The sequence below is a fragment of the Streptomyces sp. NPDC007863 genome (assembly GCF_040633895.1).
Lineage (GTDB): Bacteria > Actinomycetota > Actinomycetes > Streptomycetales > Streptomycetaceae > Streptomyces.
On record NZ_JBEYEI010000010.1, the window covers coordinates 179,354 to 195,883 of the forward strand.

Sequence of the window (16,530 nt, forward strand, 5' to 3'; positions counted from 1 at the left end):
CGTGGCCGGGGCACACCCGGCGTTACGGACGCCGGGGCTGCCGCTCGACCGCCACCCGCAGCGGGGCCCTGAACGACAGCAGGCCCAGCATGGGAGGTTCGGCCTCGGGGTCCGCCGGCGTCACGGAGGGAAGGCGGCGCGCCGCCGCCCGCAGGGCCACCGCCGCCTCGGTGCGGGCGAGCGTGGCGCCGGGGCAGAGGTGACGGCCGGCGCCGAACGCCAGGTGGCGGCGGGCGTTCGCCCGTCCCGGGCACATGCGCTCCGGGTCCGGGAAGACGGCCGGATCGGAGCCGCTTCCCATGAGCATCAGCAGCACCTGCGCGCCCGCCGGCAGCTCCACGCCGCCCAGCCGGGTGGCTTCGGCGGTCACCCTGCGCCAGGTGGTCACGGGCGGCTCACGGCGCAGGACCTCCTCCACCCACGCCTCGGCGAGGCCCGTCTCCTCGGCGGCCCTCCGCCACGCTCCCGGCTCGGTGAGCGCCGTGCGCAGGACGGTGGCGATGAGCTGCCCGGTGGTGGACTGGCCGGCGACGAAGACGAAGAAGCAGGCGGCGACGGCGGTGGCGGCGTCCAGGGGCGTGCCGTCGGGCAGCCGATGGTCGGCGAGGGCGCGGACGAACGAGCCGGGCGGCGCGTCGTCGTCGCGTACGGTCGCGCTGAGCCACTGGTGGAACTCCGCGACGAGATCCGCCAGTTCCAGCTGACGGGCGAGCGGGGGGCGCCCCCAGAACAGTTCCAGCGCGGCGTCGCTCCAGGTGATGAGCGTGGCGGGATCGACGCCGCGGATGCCGAGGAGCTCCATGAGCACGCGGCAGGGAAGGATCTGGGCGAAGGGGACGAACAGGTCGAGTTCCGTCCCGTCGTCGGGCAGCCGGCCGAGCAGCTCGTCGGCGATGCGCTCGATCGTCGGTACGGCGGCGGCGACGCTCCGCGCGTCGAAGAACCGCATGACGACGCGGCGCAGCCCGGCGTGGCTCGGGCTCCCGTTGTTGGCGAGCGCGGGCGGCAGCGTGAACCCGGCACGGACGAGGATCCGCATCACGGCGACGGGCAGCGGCGTGACCGCGTGCTGAGCGTTGTCGGGGAGGAACCGGTCCGTGTCGAGCAGGGCGCGCCGGATGTCCTGGTGCCGGCTGACCAGCCACAGCCCCGTACCGGGATCCTGGTGCACGGGCGCCTCGGCGCGCAGCCGGTCGAGCCACGGGTACGGATCACGCACGAAGGAGTCGCCGAACAGGTCGAGCAGCCCCAGGGACTCGGTCGCGCGGACGGCGTCGCCGGCCAGGCGGCCGTCCGACGGGAACGAACCGGGCCTGACTGCGTCGTCGACTTCGCGGGCATCCGCGACCGGGGATATCACTGCCGGAAGCTAACACGTCGCAGGCAGCAACCCCGCCGCATGTGTGCGGCATCACTCGCCGTGACACAGCGGTCGCCGCGCGCTCGTCGGTCACGCGGGAGAGGTGACGCGCCGGCGGCGGCGCCAAGGAGCGCGTGGCGTCAGTTCGTCTGCTCGGCCAGGGCGAGGATGATGCCCGAGGGGCCCCGGAGGTAGCAGAGGCGGTAGACATCCCGGTACTGCGCCACCTCGCCGATGAGTTCGGCGCCGTGGGTGCGGAGGCGGGCGAGGGTGTCGTCGATGTCGTCGACGGCGAACATGACCCGGTGCAGGCCCAGGGTGTTCGGGGGCGGGTTGGGAGAGCCGTCGCCGATCGCCGCGGGGGTCCGGTACTGGGCGAGTTCCAGTTTGCCGTGGCCGTCCGGGGTGCGCAGCATCGCGATCTCGCTGCGGACCCCGTCGAGTCCGACCGCCTGGTCCGCGAAGAGGCCCTCGATCTGCGCCCTGCCGTCGAGCGTCATGCCCAGTTCGGTGAAGAAGGCGACGGCGGCCTCCAGGTCCTCGACGACGATGCCGACGTTGTCCATCCGGTGGAGTGTCATGGCTGCTCTCCCTCTGCCTCGCGAGGCCTCGGTCCTTCGCAGCCACCGGTATATCCGGGACCGGGGTGGCGGGCTCGGTCCGACACCCGCAAGCCGGCCGGGTTTCGCGGACCTCCGCCCGGCGGACCGGGTGGGATCCGGTTCAGCGGCCGGTCTTCTGGAAGGTCAGGAGGAGGTCGGCCGCGACGCTGACCGCGATCGTGGCGGGTTCCTTTCCGGTGATCTCGGGGAGCCCGATCGGCGTCTTGATCCGGTCGATGGTGGCGGGATCGTGACCGCCCTCCGTGGCCAGGCGCTGCCGGAAGCGGGCCCATTTGGCGGCCGAGCCGATCAGGCCGATCGAACCGAGGCCGGGCGTACGGAGCGCGGCGTCGCACAGGGCGGCGTCCTCGGCGTGGTCGTGGGTGGCGATGAGCACGTGAGTGCCGGGTGCGAGTTCTCCGAGGACCTCCTCGGGGAGGAGCGGGGTGTGGTGGACGTGGAGCCGGGCCACCGCGTCGTCGAGGACGGCGAGGCGTTCCGTCGTGAGCATGTCGGGGCGGCTGTCGATCAGGTGCAGGTCCAGGTCGTGCCGGGCCAGGACGCGGGCCAGTTCGAGGCCGACGTGCCCGATGCCGAAGATCGCCACGGCGGGCGGCACCGGCAGGGGTTCCAGGAGCACCGAGACCGTGCCGCCGCAGCACTGGACGCCGTGGCGGCCGGTGACCTTGTCGTTCAGGGCGAAGTCCATCAGCTCCGGCTCCGCCTCGGGCGTGTCGATCAGCTCCCGGGCCCGGTCGATGGCGACGGCCTCGATGTTGCCGCCGCCGATCGAGCCCCACACTCCCGTCCGTCCCACGACGAGTTTGGCGCCGGCCTTGCGGGGTGCGTGACCGCGTACGGTCGCGACGGTCACGAGTACGCCGGTTTCCCGGCGTTCCCGCAACCGCGCGACCGCGGCGATCCAGGTCATGTCAGACATGGCTCGGAACGTTCGCTTCCGGCTCTTCCTCCAGGCCGGCGGCCGACCCGCCGCCACGGGCCGACTCGATGGCCCAGTACACCGCTTCCGGCGTCGCCGGGCTGGCGAGCTCGACGCTGACTCCGGCCGGGCCGAACGCCGCGGCGGCCTGCCGCAGCGCCTCGCGCACCGAGAAGGCGAGCATGAGCGGAGGCTCGCCGACGGCCTTGGAGCCGTACACGGCGCCCTCCTCCGTTGCGTTCTCCATCAGTCTGACGTGGAACTCCTCCGGCATCTCCGAGAAGCTGGGCAGCTTGTACGTGCTCGCCGCCCGGGTGAGCAGCCGGCCGCGGTGCGGGCCGTCGCCGGTGTCCCAGCGGAGGTCCTCCAGGGTCAGCCAGCCGGCGCCCTGCACGAAGCCGCCCTCGACCTGGCCGATGTCGATCATCGGGGAGAGGCTGTCGCCGACGTCGTGGACGATGTCCACGCGCCGGATGCGGTACGCGCCGGTGAAGCCGTCCACCTCCACCTCGGTCGCGGCGGCGCCGTGCGCGAAGTACTTGAACGGGGAGCCGCGGAAGGACGCCGCGTCCCAGTGCAGGCCCTCGGTCCGGTAGTAGCCGGCCGCCGACAGCTGCACCCGCTGGAAGTACGCGGTGCGGACCAGGTCGTCCCAGGCGATCTCCTTGTCGCTGCCGAGGGCGCGCGCGACGCCGTCGACGACGCGTACGTCGGAGGCGTTGGCGCCCAGCTGGGTGGCGGCCACCTGGAGGAGGCGTGCGCGCAGCTGCTCGCAGGCGTTCTTGATGGCCCCGCCGTTGAGGTCGGTGCCGGCGCTGGCGGCGGTCGCCGAGGTGTTGGGCACCTTGTCGGTACGCGTCGGGGCCAGCCGCACCCGGTGCAGCGGGATGCCGAGCGTGGTCGCGGCCACCTGCATCATCTTGGTGTGCAGGCCTTGGCCCATCTCGGTGCCGCCGTGGTTGATCAGGACGGAGCCGTCCTTGTAGATCAGCACGAGTGCGCCGCCCTGGTTGAAGGCGGTGAGGTTGAAGGAGATGCCGAACTTGATGCCGGTGAGCGCGAGTGCCCGCTTGGTGTGCGGGTGCGCGGCGTTGAAGGCGTCGATGGCGCGCCTGCGGTCGGCGAGGCCGGCGTCGTCCTGGACCTGCCGCCACACGTCGGCGATCCGCTCGGCCTGGGTGACCGGCTGGCCGTACGGCGTCGTCTGCCCCTGGCCGGGCCGGTAGAAGTTGCGTTCCCGCAGCTCCATCGGGTCGAGGCCGAGCAGGGGGGCGCAGCGGCCCAGGATGTCCTCGATCACCAGCATGCCCTGGGGGCCGCCGAAGCCCCGGAAGGCGGTGTTCGAGACGGTGTTGGTCCTGGCGATGCGGCCGGCGACGCGCGCGTTCGGGATCCAGTAGGTGTTGTCGATGTGGCACAGGGCGCGGGCGAGCACCGGCTCGGAGAGGTCCAGGCTCCAGCCGCCGTCCGCGACCAGGGTGGCGTCGAGGGCCTGGACGCGGCCGTCGGCGTCGAAGCCGATCCTCCAGGTGGCGTGGAAGCCGTGCCGCTTGCCGGACATGGTGAGGTCCTGGGTGCGGTTGAGCCGGAAGCGGACGGGCCGGCCGGTCAGTTTGGCGCCGAGCGCGGCGACGGCCGCGAAGCCGTGCGGCTGCATCTCCTTGCCGCCGAAGCCGCCGCCCATGCGCAGACACTGCACGGTGACCTCGTGGGCGGGAACGCCGAGCACGTGCGCGACGATCTCCTGCGTCTCGGAGGGGTGCTGGGTGCTGCTCTGGACGAAGACCTGCTCGTTCTCGTCGATCAGGGCGAGGGCCGCGTGGGTCTCCAGGTAGAAGTGTTCCTGCCCGGAGAAGCGGAACTCGCCGCTGAACACGTGCGCGGAGTCCGCGAAGCCGGCGTCGATGTCGCCGGTCTCCATCAGCGGCCGGGCGCCGTGGTAGCTCTCGGCCGCGATCGCCTCCTCCAGGGTGACCAGGGAGGGCCGCTCGTCGAGTTCCACCTCGACGGCCGCGGCGCCGAGCCGGGCGGCCTCCAGGGTCTCGCCGAGCACCCAGGCCACGGCGTGGCCGTGGAACATGACCTCGTCGGGGAAGAGCGGCTCGTCGTGCTTCATGCCGGCGTCGTTGACGCCGGGCACGTCGGCGCCGGTCAGGACGCGGACGACACCGGGTACGGCGAGCGCGGGCTCGGTGCGCAGCGCGGTGATCCGGCCGTGGGCCTTCATGACCTGGACGGGGTGGGCGTGGAGCACGTCCTTGGTGCGGTGCACCAGGTCGTCGGTGTAGAGCGCCGCGCCGGTGACGTGCAGGTGGGCGCTCTCGTGCGGCATCGAGACGCCGACGACGGCCTTCTCGGGACGCTCGGAGAGATGACTCATGACGACACCGCCTCGGTGGTGGTCTGGGCGTACAGCTTCAACAGGCTCTGGCCGAGCATCGCGGAGCGGTAGAGGGCGCTGGCGCGGTGGTCGTCCAGCGGCGTGCCCTCGGCGCGCAGCTCGCGCGCGGCGGCCTCGACGGTCTCCGCCGTCCACGGCCTGCCCTCCAGGGCGGCCTCGGTGGCCAGGGCGCGGATCGGGGTGGCGGCGACTCCGCCGAGCCCGATCCGCGCCTTCCGGACGACGCCTTCCTCGGCGTCGATGTCGAGCGCGAAGGCGACGGCGACGCTGGAGATGTCGTCGAAGCGGCGCTTGGCGATCTTGTGGAAGGCGGTGACGGGCGCCTGCGGCAGCGGGACGCGTACGGCGCGGATCAGCTCGTCGGGGCGGCGCACGCTCTGCCGGTAACCGGTGAAGTACTCCGCCAGCGGGAGCACGCGCTCCCCGTCGGCGTCGGCGAGCACCAGGGACGCCTCCAGCGCGAGCAGCACCGGCGGGCTGTCGCCGATGGGGGATCCGGTGCCGAGGTTGCCGCCGAGGGTGGCGCTGTTGCGGATCAGGCGGGAGGCGAACTGCGGGAACAGCGCGGCCAGCAGGGGTACTTCGCCGTCCAGTCGCCGCTCGATCTCGGTGAGGGTCAGGGCCGCGCCGAGCTCGATGTGGTCGGACTCGTGCCGCAGTTCGCGCAGTTCGGGGAGCCGGTCGACGGCGACGACACAACTCTCGCGGCGGGAGCGGATGTTCACCTCGACGCCGTAGTCGGTGCCGCCGGAGACGACCACCGCCTCGGGCTTCTCGCGCAGGACGCGGAGCGCCTCGGCGAGGCTGCCCGGCCGCAGGAAGGTACCGCCGTCCTGGGTGTAGTGGGTCGCGGCCGGCTCCGGCGCGGCCTGGTCGCGGCGGCGCGCCAGCGGGTCCTCCGCGGCGGGCTCGCCGACGGCGAACGCGGCGTCCCGGATCGGCCGGTAGCCGGTACAGCGACAGAGGTTGCCGCTCAGCGCGTGCAGGTCGAAACCGTTGGGGCCGTGCTCGGCGTCATGCCCGTCGGCGGCGCCGTGCCCGCCTGCCGTGTCACCGCCCTCGGCGCCGTGCGCGCAGCGGTCGGGCCGGTAGTACTCCGACGCCATGCTGCAGATGAATCCCGGGGTGCAGTAGCCACACTGGGAGCCGCCGCGCACGGCCATCTCCTCCTGCACGGGGTGCAGGGCGGGGGCCGTGCCGGGCGCGTCGGGCGCGTCGGCGGTGGCGAGCGTGGCGAGGCCTTCGGCCGTGACGACCTCCTGGCCGTCGAGGGCGGCCACCGGCACGAGGCAGGCGTTGACCGCGACCCAGTCGGTGGGCTTGTGCACGCCGGGCCGGGCCACCAGCACCGAACAGGCACCGCACTCGCCCTCGGCGCAGCCTTCCTTGGTACCGGTGAGGCCGCGCTCGCGCAGGAAGTCCAGCACCGTGGTGTGTGCCGGGGCGGGGGCGATCGGCGCCTCCCGCCCGTTCACGGTGATCCGCGCCCCGGTCACGACTGCTCCTCGCTGCGGTGCGGTGCCGTACGGACGGACGTGGGACTGGGACTGGGACTGGGACTGGGACTGGGAGTGGGAGTGGGAGTGTTCACCATGTCAGGCCTTCTGTGTCGGTGCGTGGTGGGAGCACCGGCCCGGGGCGCGCGCGTCGGATGTCCACACGACGACACACGGCAGGGCCGGCACGTACGAGCAAAGAGCGAGAACGGCGGCGCCACGACAGGGCCCGCCGGAACAGCGGCCGCTTCAGCAGCCGTGCGCTACACGACCCGGGACCCAGGCAGCACGGTGAGCGAGGCGATTCAGGTCGGAGAAGATCGACATCCGCCCTCGCCCCCTTTCCGTACTCACGAGTCGGTGCGCACGAAACTAGGGCCCTGCGGGTTCATCGGTCAAGAACCGTCCGGAGTGCCCTGAGCGGATCCCACCGTCCGTATCAACGGCGCATGCCATGCCGTCCCGGCGGTCCGTGGGGCAGGAGCCAGCGCCAAGCGGCCGAGGGCATCGCAGACGGGGTTCAGAGGGCGAGCACGGGGCGCGTGGAGAAGTCCTCGTAGAGCCCCTCCCCCTCGGCGCCGTACACGAACTCGGCCGTGTACGGATTGCGGTGGGCCGTGGCCAGGGGAAGCCATCCCAGAAGGTGGCCGTAGCCGCCGCACACCGACTCGCCGCCGTCTCCGCCGTGCACCGCGGTGACGTCGCAGGTCAGTTCCGCACGGTAGGTGTCGTAGGCGATGCGCAGGCCGAAGGCGTTCGGCCGCTGCTGCGGGCCGTCCGCGTCGTCGTAGGGGACGCGGTCGAGCGGGCAGTCGTCGCCCCACCGGAAGAGGGTCGTGGCACCGGCCCCGCAGGCGTGCTCCCATTCGTCCGGACTCGGCATCCGCAGGCCGCGCGCCGCGAGCGCGGCAGGCATGTCGGCGGGCGGCTCGGTCAGGGCCTCGTCCTCGACGGCCATGAGTACGGTGGCCAGGACGGCGCTCCGCCGCGGGCTGAGGACCCGCGCGAGATGGGCCCGCAGGTCGGGGCCGTCCCCGAGGCCCTGCTCCAGGCTCGCCGCGTAGTCGGCCTCCTGCTCGGGCGTCGGCCGCCAGGCGTCGAGGTCGAAGCCGAGCGTCACCCGGCCACCGGGTATCAGCGCGAACGCCTGCGCGTCCCGCTCGATCCGTACCCGGTGCAAGGGGGCGCCGAGGTGCTCGACGGTCTCGACGCCGGTCACACGACCGCCCACCAGCTCCGCGGCCTCGCGGGCGAGGTGACGGGCCGTGGACAGGTCGAGGGACCGCCACTGGGCGAGGCCGAGCTGGGCGAGTGTCATGTTCCGGAGTGTTGCACGGGCCTCTGACACGAGCGGTTCGCCGGCGCGTCGGGTGCCGTGAAGGGAGCCGTGCCGAGGACCGCGATCAGGGGCCGCGCCCGGCGGCCGGCGACGTCGGGGGCCCTGCGGTCACCGCGCCCGGCGGGTCCTGTCCCCCGGCTCGGGTCCCCACGCTCAGGCCCCTCTATCGCGCGGACTCCCCGGGCCCCACGACCGAGAGAAGGTCCACGACGAAGACGAGAGTCGAACCCGGGGGGATCAACGGCGAGGGCGACTGCTTGCCGTAGCCGAGCCGCGGCGGGACGACGATCTCGCGCCGGCCGCCCACCTTCATGCCCCGCACGCCCCGGTCCCAGCCCTTGATGACCCGGCCGCCGCCCAGGGCGAACTTGAACGGCTCGCCCCGGTCCCAGGAGGCGTCGAACTCTTTCCCGGTCGCGAACGTCACCCCGACGTAGTGGACCCGGACGACCGTGCCCGGCCTGGCCTCCGCGCCGTCTCCGACGACGAGGTCGCGAACGGTCAGCTCCGTGGGAGCGTCACCCTCCGGAACCTCGACCTCGGGCTTCGTCGGTTCACTCATCGCAGCCTCATCCTCGTCACTCGCCGCGAGCAGCGCCCACAGGGGCCCGACCGGGTCAGTCCCTGCCGTACTTGCGGTGGTAGTCGTCGTCGTTGTCGTAGTTGCCGTCGTAGTACTCGTCCGGGTCACCGTACTCGCGGTGCCAGTCGTCGTCGTTGTCGTAGTCGCCGTCGTAGTAGTCGTCGTTCGCGCGTCCGCCGCGCCGCAGGCCACCCGTGGCAGGCACGCCCCGCTCGGGCGCGGAGGTGGTGGGGGTGACGGGCGGTTCGGTGACGGCGGGGGTGGCAGTGACGGCGGGGGTGGTGGTGGCAGCGGGGGCGGACTCGGGCGGTATCGAGGCGGAAACCCCCGAGGGAGCGCGATCGGACGTCTCTGTCGTGGGGAGGAAACCCAGCGCCACGGCGGCACCCAGACCGACCGCGGTGTAGACGGCGGCGCCGATGAGGAACCGGGTGTTGCTCCCGCCGGTCTTCGTCACGGTTCTCCTTGGGTCGGTCGGGCGCTCACCGGAGCACGACAAGTATGGACCTCCCGGAGCCTCGCGCCCCGGCCGTATCCGACGGCAGAACCAGAGGGGGGAGTCTCCGGAGCACCGGTACCGTTCACCGAGGCCGGGCTCAGCGCCTACTCCTTCCGGCCACGAAAGACGGGGATTTCTTTCATGAGTGCGATCGAGTCGACGGAAGCCTTCATCGAGGACGCGGGCAACCTCCTGGTGGCCCCTCGCCCGCTGCACGAGGACGACGCGGTCAGAGGGTTCCTCGGGGCCGTGGTCACTCCGGAGGAGTTCGCGTCCGGCTCGCCCGATCTCGCCGGGAAGAGCGTCTACCTCTGTGGGGACGTGTCGGGTCTCCCCGTCGACCGGCTGCGCGCGGCCGCGCGGGTCTTCGTCGTCCGGGAGCTGTCGCACGGCCACCGCGAGGACGTACACCGGCCGTGGACCTTCGTCGATCTCGGCCGGGTACCCCTTCGCGTCCACGGTGTCGGGGTCTACTACCGCCGTTTCTTCGACCCCGACGCCGATCACTTCGGCAGGATCCGTGCCGAGCACGCGTTCCAGTCGCTGACGGAATCCACCAAGCCCGGAACGGCTCGTCGCAGCGGGATCTATCTGACGCCCGTCACACGGGTCGGCGACGACCTGCACTTCCGTCTGCTCCGGTGCTCCACCAACCTGTCGGGCCCGACCGAAGGATTCCGGGCGACCGACACGATCGTCGTCGATGCCCTGAATCGGGAGGCGGCCACCGTCTTCCGGAACCAGGCACCGCTCAATCACGTGCTCGCCCAGATCTACCACAACACCCATGCCACGGCGGAGCGCAAGCAGTCGAAGGCGAAGATCTCCGCGCACGCCGACAAGACCAAGGACATGCCCGCCGACGGGATCATGGCCTTCTGCACCTTCTACGAAGGGCTGGACGGACTGCGGCCTTTGGACCACGACGCCTTCGACCGTGGTGTGAAGGGCGTCAGCGGGCTGACCAGACTGCACTTCCGCCTCAAGGAGCCGGCCGCTCGACGCGAAGGGGCGGAACTGCCTTCGCAGTTCACCCTCACCCTCTATCCCGGCTCGGTGTTCTTCATGCCGCTGTCCACCAACCGCCTGTACACCCACGAGATCCGGCCTTCGGGGTTGGACGCGACGCTGCTTCCGACCCGGCTGGGATACGTGGTGCGCTGCTCCGGCACCGAAGCCGTACACAAGGACGGCCGGACGTATCTCAAAGTGGCCGAGGATCTCGTTCCGTTGGAGCCGCCGACGGAGGCCGGTATGGACAAGCTCCGCAAGCTGTACGCCGAGGAGAACAGGACCTCCTCCTTCATCGACTACGGACGCGATTTTCCGTTCAGCATGAACACGGGAGACTACGTTGCCCCCCGCGCCTAGGATCCGGGACGAGGTCACCTTCCGCACCCTGCCGGTCGAGGAGAACCTCTTCGCGGAGTTGTCCGCCTCCGCCCACTTCGAGGACCTGGGCAAGGGCCGCCGCGGCGCCACGCTCACCAGGGTCGACGAGTCGGGCGGTGTGCCTCTGGTACGCACCACCACGCGCTACGCCAGCCCGACGCAGCCGTTCCGATCGGTGCACGAGCGGCTTGCGGAGCGGGTTCGGGCGTGCGCGGGGATACCCGTCGGCTTCAACAACGCGCTCATCGAGACCTATACGGACGCGTACAGGAAGATGGGAAGCCACTCAGACCAGGCCCTGGACCTCTCGGACGGGTCGTCCATCGCCCTCTTCTCCTGCTACCGGTCCCCGGAAGCGAGCCCGCCGAGAAAACTGGTCTTCGAGTCGAAGGCGAAGGAACACGGCGGCGAGACGTACGAGATCGCCCTCACCCACAACAGTGTCGTCGCGTTCTCCGTCGCGTCCAATCGTCGCTTCCGGCACAGAATCGTCCTCGACGCGCCACCCGCGACCCGGAACGATGACAACCCGTGGCTGGGTCTCACGTTCCGAACGTCCAAGACGATCCTTCGCTTCCGGGACGGCGATGCGTATCTCCCCCAGGGCGACCGCCTCACCTCCGCCGACGACGAACAGCGGCGCGAGTTCTACACCCTGCGCCGCCGCGAGAACGAGGAGACCGCCTTCACCTACCCCGCTCTGACGTACACCGTCAGCGAGAGCGACTTGAGGCCGCCCGCGCCCCTGTGAGAGCCGCGGCCAGGGTAATTCGATGGCGCGCGTGAGACGGCGTGATCACCCTGGTCGAGTGACAGAACCCAGGCATCGGATCCGAGCCGTCCATTCGGACTCCACGATCACCGTCTACCAGGCGTACGCGCCGGAGATCGGTCTCGCGGCGGCGCGGGACGGCCGGTTCCCGGCCGCGTGGCGACGGGACCGCATGACGTGGATCAAGCCGTCGTTCCTGTGGATGATGTATCGCTGCGGATGGGGCACCAAGGAGGGCCAGGAGACCGTCCTCGCTGTCGAGATCACCCGGGAGGGCTTCGCGTGGGCGCTGCGGCGTGCGTGCCTGTCGCACTTCGAGCCGGGGCTCCACATCGACCACGGCACCTGGAGACGCCGGCTGAAGGAGGCCCCTGCCCGCGTGCAGTGGGACCCGGAGCGCGACCTGCGGCTGCGGCCCCTTCCCCACCGATCGCTGCAGCTCGGGCTCGCCGGTGAAGCCGCACGCCTCTACGCCGACGAGTGGATCGTCTCCGTCACCGATGTCACCCCGCTGGCCCGCGCGATCCACGCCCGGGTGCGAGACGGAGACCTGGACGCCGCCCGGCGACTCCTGCCACCCGAACAGCCCTATCCGGTGAGCGCCGCGGCGCTGTCCCACCTCCACCGGTAGGCAGGACGGTCCGACGACCCGACGGCCCGTGGGCCCCCGGCCCGACGACTTGACGGCCCGACGGCCCGACGGCTCACGGAGAGGGCGACGCGCCGCCCGCCCGCTCACCGCGCGATGGTGGCGCCCTCCGCCGTTCCTTCCCGCGCGCGCTCATCCGCCGTGGCCAGCCAGAAGAAGACCGGAGGGAGGGCGAGTTCGATGACCGTCAGGGCGATCTGGAAGCCGTGGGGCCAGCCGTGCACGGCGACCGAGAGCAGGCGGCCGACGCCGCCGAGGAGGAAGACCGCGGCCAGGAGGCGTACCGCCTGGGCGGGGATGGGGCGCTCGCGGGCGGTCCAGAGCCAGGCGAGGCCGTAGCCGACGAAGGCGGCGCCCATGAAGCGGCCCCAACTGTCGACCGTCGCGCCGGCGGAAGTCGCCCCGGGGAGGGCCGCGTTGCCGAGGAGCACGTGGTAGAGACCGATCGCCACGCAGGACCAGCCCATGAGTCGGGTGAGCGTGCGCAGAGCCGTGACCATGATTCCTCCGAGCCGTGCCGGTGGACTTAAGTTGACGTGTGTCTACTAGGGTCCGCCCCCAGTGGACACATGTCAACTAGTCTTCGGTCATGCCTCCCCGCCGACGCCTCAGCCCCGCCGACCGCCGCGCCCAGCTCCTCGCCGTCGGTGCGCGGCTCTTCGCGGCGCGCCCGTACGACGACGTCCTGATGGAGGAGGTCGCGGAGGAGGCCGGGGTCTCCCGGGCCCTGCTCTACCGTCACTTCCCCAGCAAGCACGCCCTCTTCGCCGCCGTGTACCAGGAGGCCGCGGACCGGCTGCTCGCCGAGACGCGGTTCGATCCCGCCGACTCCCTGGTGGAGCAGCTCGTCCAGGGCATGGACGTCCACCTCGACTACTTCGTGGCGAACCGCAACGCCGTCCTCGCCGCGAACCGGGTCCTCGCGGGCGATCCCGTGATCCAGACGATCATGACGAACGAGTTGGACGCGTTGCGCGCACGGCTGCTGGCCGTTCTCCCGCCGGCGGACGCGCGCACCCGCGAAGCGGTGTCCGGCGCCCTGAAGAGCTGGCTGGTCTTCGTCCAGGTGCTCTGCGTCGACTGGCTCACCCACGAGACCTGCACCCGCACCCAGTTGCGCGATGTCTGCATCGGCGCGGCGGTCGGCGCCCTCCGGCCGCTCCTCCCGGAGGATCCCGCGCCCGAGTGGCCGTCCGGGCGGACCGGAGGGGGCGCCTGAGCCCCCCGAGAGCGGGGCCCGCATCGACGTCCAGGGACCGGGCTCGGAGCCCGGATCGGCCGCGTACGCGCCGAAGAACCGCACCGACGCGACGGCGGTGGTGTTCCTGGAGGCGAACTGCGAGGGCGACGCGCTCTTCAGCCTGCGGCCGGGCGGCGGCGCCTCGGAACGCCTGCTCGTGCGGTCGGTCGTCTTCTCCTGACCCACGACAGCGAAGGGCCCGCCTCGGCCGCCGCGCGTGCGGCGGCCGAGGCGGGCCCTTCGGCGTCCGGGCTCAGGCGAGGGCCGCGACGAGCAGGGCGAAGGCGGCGATGATGACCGCGACCCGCACGTAGTGGTACCGGTCCCAGCGGTTCGCTTGCTGCTTCCAGTCGGCGGGCCGGTTCTCGGGGGTCCAGGTCTTGCCTCGGTTGTTGATCGGAACGAGCAGGGCGACCGACATGATCACGCTGACCATCAGCAGCGCGCCGGCGGTGACGACGAGACCCGTGCCGGGGTGGTGCCACCCGGCCACGGCCCAGACCGCGACGAGGGCGAGTGAGCCGAGGTACCAGACCGGCATGACGGCGCCGAGCATCCGGCCCCCGTGGGCCCGGGCGAGGAGAGTGCTGTCCTCGGGGAGTGCGTGGAAGATCGGGTTCATGACGAAGGCGACGGAGAACTCCACCCCCACCATCACGCCGACCACCACCGTGGTGAGGACCTCAAGCACGTCGAACATGGCCACCCCTCCAAATTCCTAGCAGTGCTAGCAGATGAGTCAACGCTAGACCTACTGCCGCTCGATTGTCTAGCGGTGCTAGGGTCGAATCATGTCGGTACAGGAACGCAAGCAGCGCGAGCGGGCGGACCGCGAGCGCCTCATCGTCGCCACGGCCCGCGAACTCGCCGAACAGCAGGGCTGGGACGCGGTCACCACGCGCCGGCTCGCCGAGCGCATCGAGTACAGCCAGCCCGTCCTCTACAGCCACTTCCGCGGCAAGCGAGAGATCATCGGTGCCGTGGCGCTCCAAGGCGCCGCCGAGATGGCCGTGTCGCTGCGCGCGGCGGCCTCCGCCGCGGACGGGCCGCGCGGCCGGGCCGCCGCCCTGGCCCGCGCGTATCTGGACTTCGCCACGCGCAACCCGGCGGTCTACGAGGCCATGTTCCACCTCGACGGCGGTCTGGCCTTCGCGCAGGAGTCCACCCCGCAGCCCTTGAAGGACGCCTTCGCCGCCCTGCTGGAGAACCTCGAAGAGGTCGCCGGGGAAGGCGTCCACCCGGGCCTGTTCACCGAGGTGTTCTGGGCGTCCCTGCACGGCCTCGCCACCCTCACCAAGGCGCGGCGCCTGCCGCCGGAGGACGCCGAGCGCAGGACGGAACTCCTGGTGGACCGGCTCGTCTCCCTCTGACGGCGGCAGCTCTACGTCGCGGGGCGGAGGGCGTGCTTCAGGAGGGACCGCCACAGGCGGGTGCGGCCGGGGCGGTCGAGGGCTTCGTGGGCGGCCAGGAGCCCGCCGGTGGCCGCGCCGAGGAAGCCGCCGGCCAGGACGTCCTGGCCGGAGAGGTACAGACCCTCGAACTCGGTACGCGGGCGCAGGCCGTCCGCCAGGCCGGGACGGGTGCCGTCGCCGAAGGCGGCGACGTCCTTGGCGAGGCCGTAGAGGCTGCCGCCCGGCCAGCGGGTGAAGTGCTCGGCCGTCAGCGGGGTGCCGAGTTCGTGGTACGCCACCCGGCCCCTGGTACGGGGAAGGTGGACGTACAGCCGGTCGAGGAGCCGTTCGGTGAGTTCGGCCTTCAGGGCGAGGTAGGCGGGGTCGCGGTCGTGCCAGCGCGAGCCGTGGAAGGGGGCGAACAGGGCCGGGTCGACGTACGCGAGGATCTCGCCCGTGGACCGGCCCGGGTACCGCGCGGTCCAGGTCGGGTCCTTGGCGGAGGAGAAGGAGAGGAAGAAGCCGCTGGTGTGCCCGCCGGTGCCGTCGAAGAAGGCGTCGCAGTCCCCGTCGGTCACCATCAGGTTGTACGGGGGCAGGCCCAGTTCCCGCGGGTCGCCGTCGAAGCCGAGGAAGAGGAGCACGAAGGGGAATCCCTCGCGCATGCCCCGCGCGGGGTCGGCCGCCCGCGCGTCGCGGGCGGGCCGGCGCGGCAGCAGGGTGCGGTAGGTGTGGTGGGCACCCGCCGCGCTCACCACGACCGGGGCGCGTACGCGGGTGCCGTCCGCCAGCACCACGCCCGTCGCCCGGGTCCCGTCCAGCTCGATCCGGTCGACCGGCGTGCGGACGAAGACCTCTCCCCCGGCCGCCCGGACCGGGTCGACCATCGCCCGGGCGATGGCGGCGCTGCCGCCCACCGGGTACCAGGCACCGGTCCTGAAGTGCTCGAACAGCACGGCGACGAGGAAGAACGGCAGCCTGGAGGAGGAGTCGGCGAGCAGCAGGACGGAGGGCGTGAGCACCGCCTGCCGGAGCCGCTCGTCGCGGACGAGGCCCGCGACCACCTCCCGGGCGGGTCGCAGCGCCTCGGGCGGGACGGCCGCCGACCGCAGCAGACCCGCGAGGCGCCGGGCCACCGGGCCCGAGAGGCGGCCGAGCGCCAGTGCGGGCAGCGTCGCCCGGCAGCGGGCGACGAGCCGGAACAGCTCCTCGATCCCGGACCGTTCGGCCGGGAACCGCGCGATCAGGCGGGCCTGGTAGGCGGCGAATCCGACGGGCGCCCGGTACACCTCGCCGCCCAGCCGGTACTCGTCGTACGGGTCCCCCAGCGGCGCCCACCGCAGCGCGCCGCCCGTCAGGTAGTCGGACAGCACCCGGACCGGCTCGCGCGGCGCGAGCTGCCCGACGTAGTGGATGCCGACGTCCCACTCCCAGCCGCGCCGCCGGTAGGCGTGGGTGTAGCCGCCGGCGGTGTAGTGCTGCTCGAAGACCGCGACCCTCCGCCCCTGCCGGGCGAGGCAGACGGCGGTCGTCAGCCCGCCGACCCCGGAGCCGACGACGACCGCGTCGTACGCGTCCCGCACCTCGCCCGGCGCGGGCGCCCGCCCCACCAGCACGCCGCGCGTCACCTCCGCTTCTCCGCTCCTCCGGGCCGCCGGTTCCGGCCACGGGGTCGCCAGGGGACACCAGGGTTCGGCATGGGGAGGGCTCCAGGTGGTGGGGAGGGGAGACGCGGGATCACCTGGTGGAACGTTCCGGTGGGGGCGGGGTGGCGGTGGAGGGCGCGAACTCACCTGGACGGACGGGGCCGGAAGGGTGGACGCCGACGTGGCCGGAGCCGGTGGTCCGCGTGGCACCACCGGGGGC

Annotated in this window: 16 protein-coding genes; 5 read left to right on the forward strand and 11 right to left on the reverse strand. The window is 72.2% G+C overall.

The window, feature by feature from the left end:
* Positions 1-22: 22 nt before the first annotated feature.
* The 8 genes from ABZ621_RS17815 to ABZ621_RS17850 form a co-directional block, all read right to left on the reverse strand.
* Positions 23-1,360: a cytochrome P450 gene (locus ABZ621_RS17815; RefSeq protein ID WP_360605420.1), complete on the reverse strand. Its 1,338-nt coding sequence runs from the start codon at positions 1,358-1,360 to the stop codon at positions 23-25.
* Positions 1,361-1,500: 140 nt separating this feature from the next.
* A complete protein-coding gene (locus ABZ621_RS17820; RefSeq protein WP_360605422.1) occupies positions 1,501-1,941 on the reverse strand; it encodes a VOC family protein in 441 nt (146 codons plus the stop codon).
* A 142-nt stretch (positions 1,942-2,083) separates the two neighbouring features.
* Positions 2,084-2,893, reverse strand: coding sequence for a xanthine dehydrogenase accessory protein XdhC (xdhC, locus tag ABZ621_RS17825; RefSeq protein WP_360605622.1), 810 nt, complete (start codon positions 2,891-2,893; stop codon positions 2,084-2,086).
* A gap of 1 nt (position 2,894) precedes the next feature.
* Entirely contained in the window at positions 2,895-5,282 is a 2,388-nt protein-coding gene (gene xdhB, locus ABZ621_RS17830; protein ID WP_360605424.1) for a xanthine dehydrogenase molybdopterin binding subunit, read from the reverse strand.
* A complete protein-coding gene (locus ABZ621_RS17835; protein WP_360605426.1) occupies positions 5,279-6,799 on the reverse strand; it encodes an FAD binding domain-containing protein in 1,521 nt (506 codons plus the stop codon). The genes xdhB and ABZ621_RS17835 overlap by 4 nt, the downstream gene beginning before the upstream one ends.
* A 520-nt stretch (positions 6,800-7,319) precedes the next feature.
* Positions 7,320-8,117, reverse strand: a complete 798-nt coding sequence (locus ABZ621_RS17840; RefSeq protein ID WP_360605428.1) for a hypothetical protein — start codon at positions 8,115-8,117, stop codon at positions 7,320-7,322.
* A gap of 184 nt (positions 8,118-8,301) precedes the next feature.
* On the reverse strand, positions 8,302-8,700 hold the full coding sequence (locus ABZ621_RS17845; protein WP_360605430.1) for an FKBP-type peptidyl-prolyl cis-trans isomerase: 399 nt from the start codon (positions 8,698-8,700) through the stop codon (positions 8,302-8,304).
* Positions 8,701-8,755: 55 nt separating this feature from the next.
* Positions 8,756-9,178: a hypothetical protein gene (locus ABZ621_RS17850; protein WP_360605432.1), complete on the reverse strand. Its 423-nt coding sequence runs from the start codon at positions 9,176-9,178 to the stop codon at positions 8,756-8,758.
* Between the two features lie 183 nt (positions 9,179-9,361).
* Here ABZ621_RS17850 and ABZ621_RS17855 point away from each other — a divergent pair, with 183 nt between their 5' ends.
* From ABZ621_RS17855 to ABZ621_RS17865, 3 genes are read left to right on the forward strand one after another with little or no spacing between them, the layout of a single operon-like run.
* Positions 9,362-10,591, forward strand: a complete 1,230-nt coding sequence (locus ABZ621_RS17855) for a hypothetical protein (RefSeq protein ID WP_360605434.1) — start codon at positions 9,362-9,364, stop codon at positions 10,589-10,591.
* On the forward strand, positions 10,575-11,363 hold the full coding sequence (locus ABZ621_RS17860) for an alpha-ketoglutarate-dependent dioxygenase AlkB (protein WP_360605436.1): 789 nt from the start codon (positions 10,575-10,577) through the stop codon (positions 11,361-11,363). Before ABZ621_RS17855 ends, ABZ621_RS17860 begins: the two co-directional genes overlap by 17 nt.
* Before the next feature lie 58 nt (positions 11,364-11,421).
* Positions 11,422-12,015, forward strand: coding sequence for a DUF4291 domain-containing protein (locus ABZ621_RS17865; protein ID WP_360605438.1), 594 nt, complete (start codon positions 11,422-11,424; stop codon positions 12,013-12,015).
* A gap of 104 nt (positions 12,016-12,119) precedes the next feature.
* Here the strand turns inward: ABZ621_RS17865 and ABZ621_RS17870 are convergent, their stop codons facing one another.
* Positions 12,120-12,533: a DUF4345 domain-containing protein gene (locus tag ABZ621_RS17870; protein WP_360605440.1), complete on the reverse strand. Its 414-nt coding sequence runs from the start codon at positions 12,531-12,533 to the stop codon at positions 12,120-12,122.
* An 89-nt stretch (positions 12,534-12,622) separates the two neighbouring features.
* On the opposite strand from ABZ621_RS17870, the gene ABZ621_RS17875 reads away from it, so the two are divergent.
* On the forward strand, positions 12,623-13,252 hold the full coding sequence (locus ABZ621_RS17875) for a TetR/AcrR family transcriptional regulator (protein ID WP_360605442.1): 630 nt from the start codon (positions 12,623-12,625) through the stop codon (positions 13,250-13,252).
* A gap of 274 nt (positions 13,253-13,526) precedes the next feature.
* On the opposite strand, the gene ABZ621_RS17880 is transcribed toward ABZ621_RS17875, so the two are convergent.
* Positions 13,527-13,973, reverse strand: coding sequence for a DUF1772 domain-containing protein (locus ABZ621_RS17880; RefSeq protein ID WP_360605444.1), 447 nt, complete (start codon positions 13,971-13,973; stop codon positions 13,527-13,529).
* A 91-nt stretch (positions 13,974-14,064) separates the two neighbouring features.
* Between ABZ621_RS17880 and ABZ621_RS17885 the strand changes: the two genes are divergently transcribed.
* Positions 14,065-14,643 (forward strand): TetR/AcrR family transcriptional regulator, encoded by a 579-nt coding sequence (locus ABZ621_RS17885; protein ID WP_360605446.1) that lies wholly within the window; start codon positions 14,065-14,067, stop codon positions 14,641-14,643.
* Positions 14,644-14,654: 11 nt separating this feature from the next.
* On the opposite strand, the gene ABZ621_RS17890 is transcribed toward ABZ621_RS17885, so the two are convergent.
* A complete protein-coding gene (locus ABZ621_RS17890) occupies positions 14,655-16,292 on the reverse strand; it encodes an NAD(P)/FAD-dependent oxidoreductase (protein ID WP_360605448.1) in 1,638 nt (545 codons plus the stop codon).
* Positions 16,293-16,530 lie beyond the last annotated feature (238 nt).

What these genes read in the sequence shown, in the direction of transcription:
- ABZ621_RS17855 (WP_360605434.1), top strand. Translation starts at nt 9,362, where the DNA reads ATGAGTGCGATCGAGTCGACGGAAGCCTTCATCGAGGACGCGGGCAAC.
- xdhB (WP_360605424.1), bottom strand. Translation starts at nt 5,282, where the DNA reads ATGAGTCATCTCTCCGAGCGTCCCGAGAAGGCCGTCGTCGGCGTCTCG.
- ABZ621_RS17880 (WP_360605444.1), bottom strand. Translation starts at nt 13,973, where the DNA reads ATGTTCGACGTGCTTGAGGTCCTCACCACGGTGGTGGTCGGCGTGATG.
- ABZ621_RS17870 (WP_360605440.1), bottom strand. Translation starts at nt 12,533, where the DNA reads ATGGTCACGGCTCTGCGCACGCTCACCCGACTCATGGGCTGGTCCTGC.
- ABZ621_RS17840 (WP_360605428.1), bottom strand. Translation starts at nt 8,117, where the DNA reads ATGACACTCGCCCAGCTCGGCCTCGCCCAGTGGCGGTCCCTCGACCTG.
- ABZ621_RS17885 (WP_360605446.1), top strand. Translation starts at nt 14,065, where the DNA reads ATGTCGGTACAGGAACGCAAGCAGCGCGAGCGGGCGGACCGCGAGCGC.
- ABZ621_RS17845 (WP_360605430.1), bottom strand. Translation starts at nt 8,700, where the DNA reads ATGAGTGAACCGACGAAGCCCGAGGTCGAGGTTCCGGAGGGTGACGCT.
- ABZ621_RS17820 (WP_360605422.1), bottom strand. Translation starts at nt 1,941, where the DNA reads ATGACACTCCACCGGATGGACAACGTCGGCATCGTCGTCGAGGACCTG.
- xdhC (WP_360605622.1), bottom strand. Translation starts at nt 2,893, where the DNA reads ATGACCTGGATCGCCGCGGTCGCGCGGTTGCGGGAACGCCGGGAAACC.
- ABZ621_RS17875 (WP_360605442.1), top strand. Translation starts at nt 12,623, where the DNA reads ATGCCTCCCCGCCGACGCCTCAGCCCCGCCGACCGCCGCGCCCAGCTC.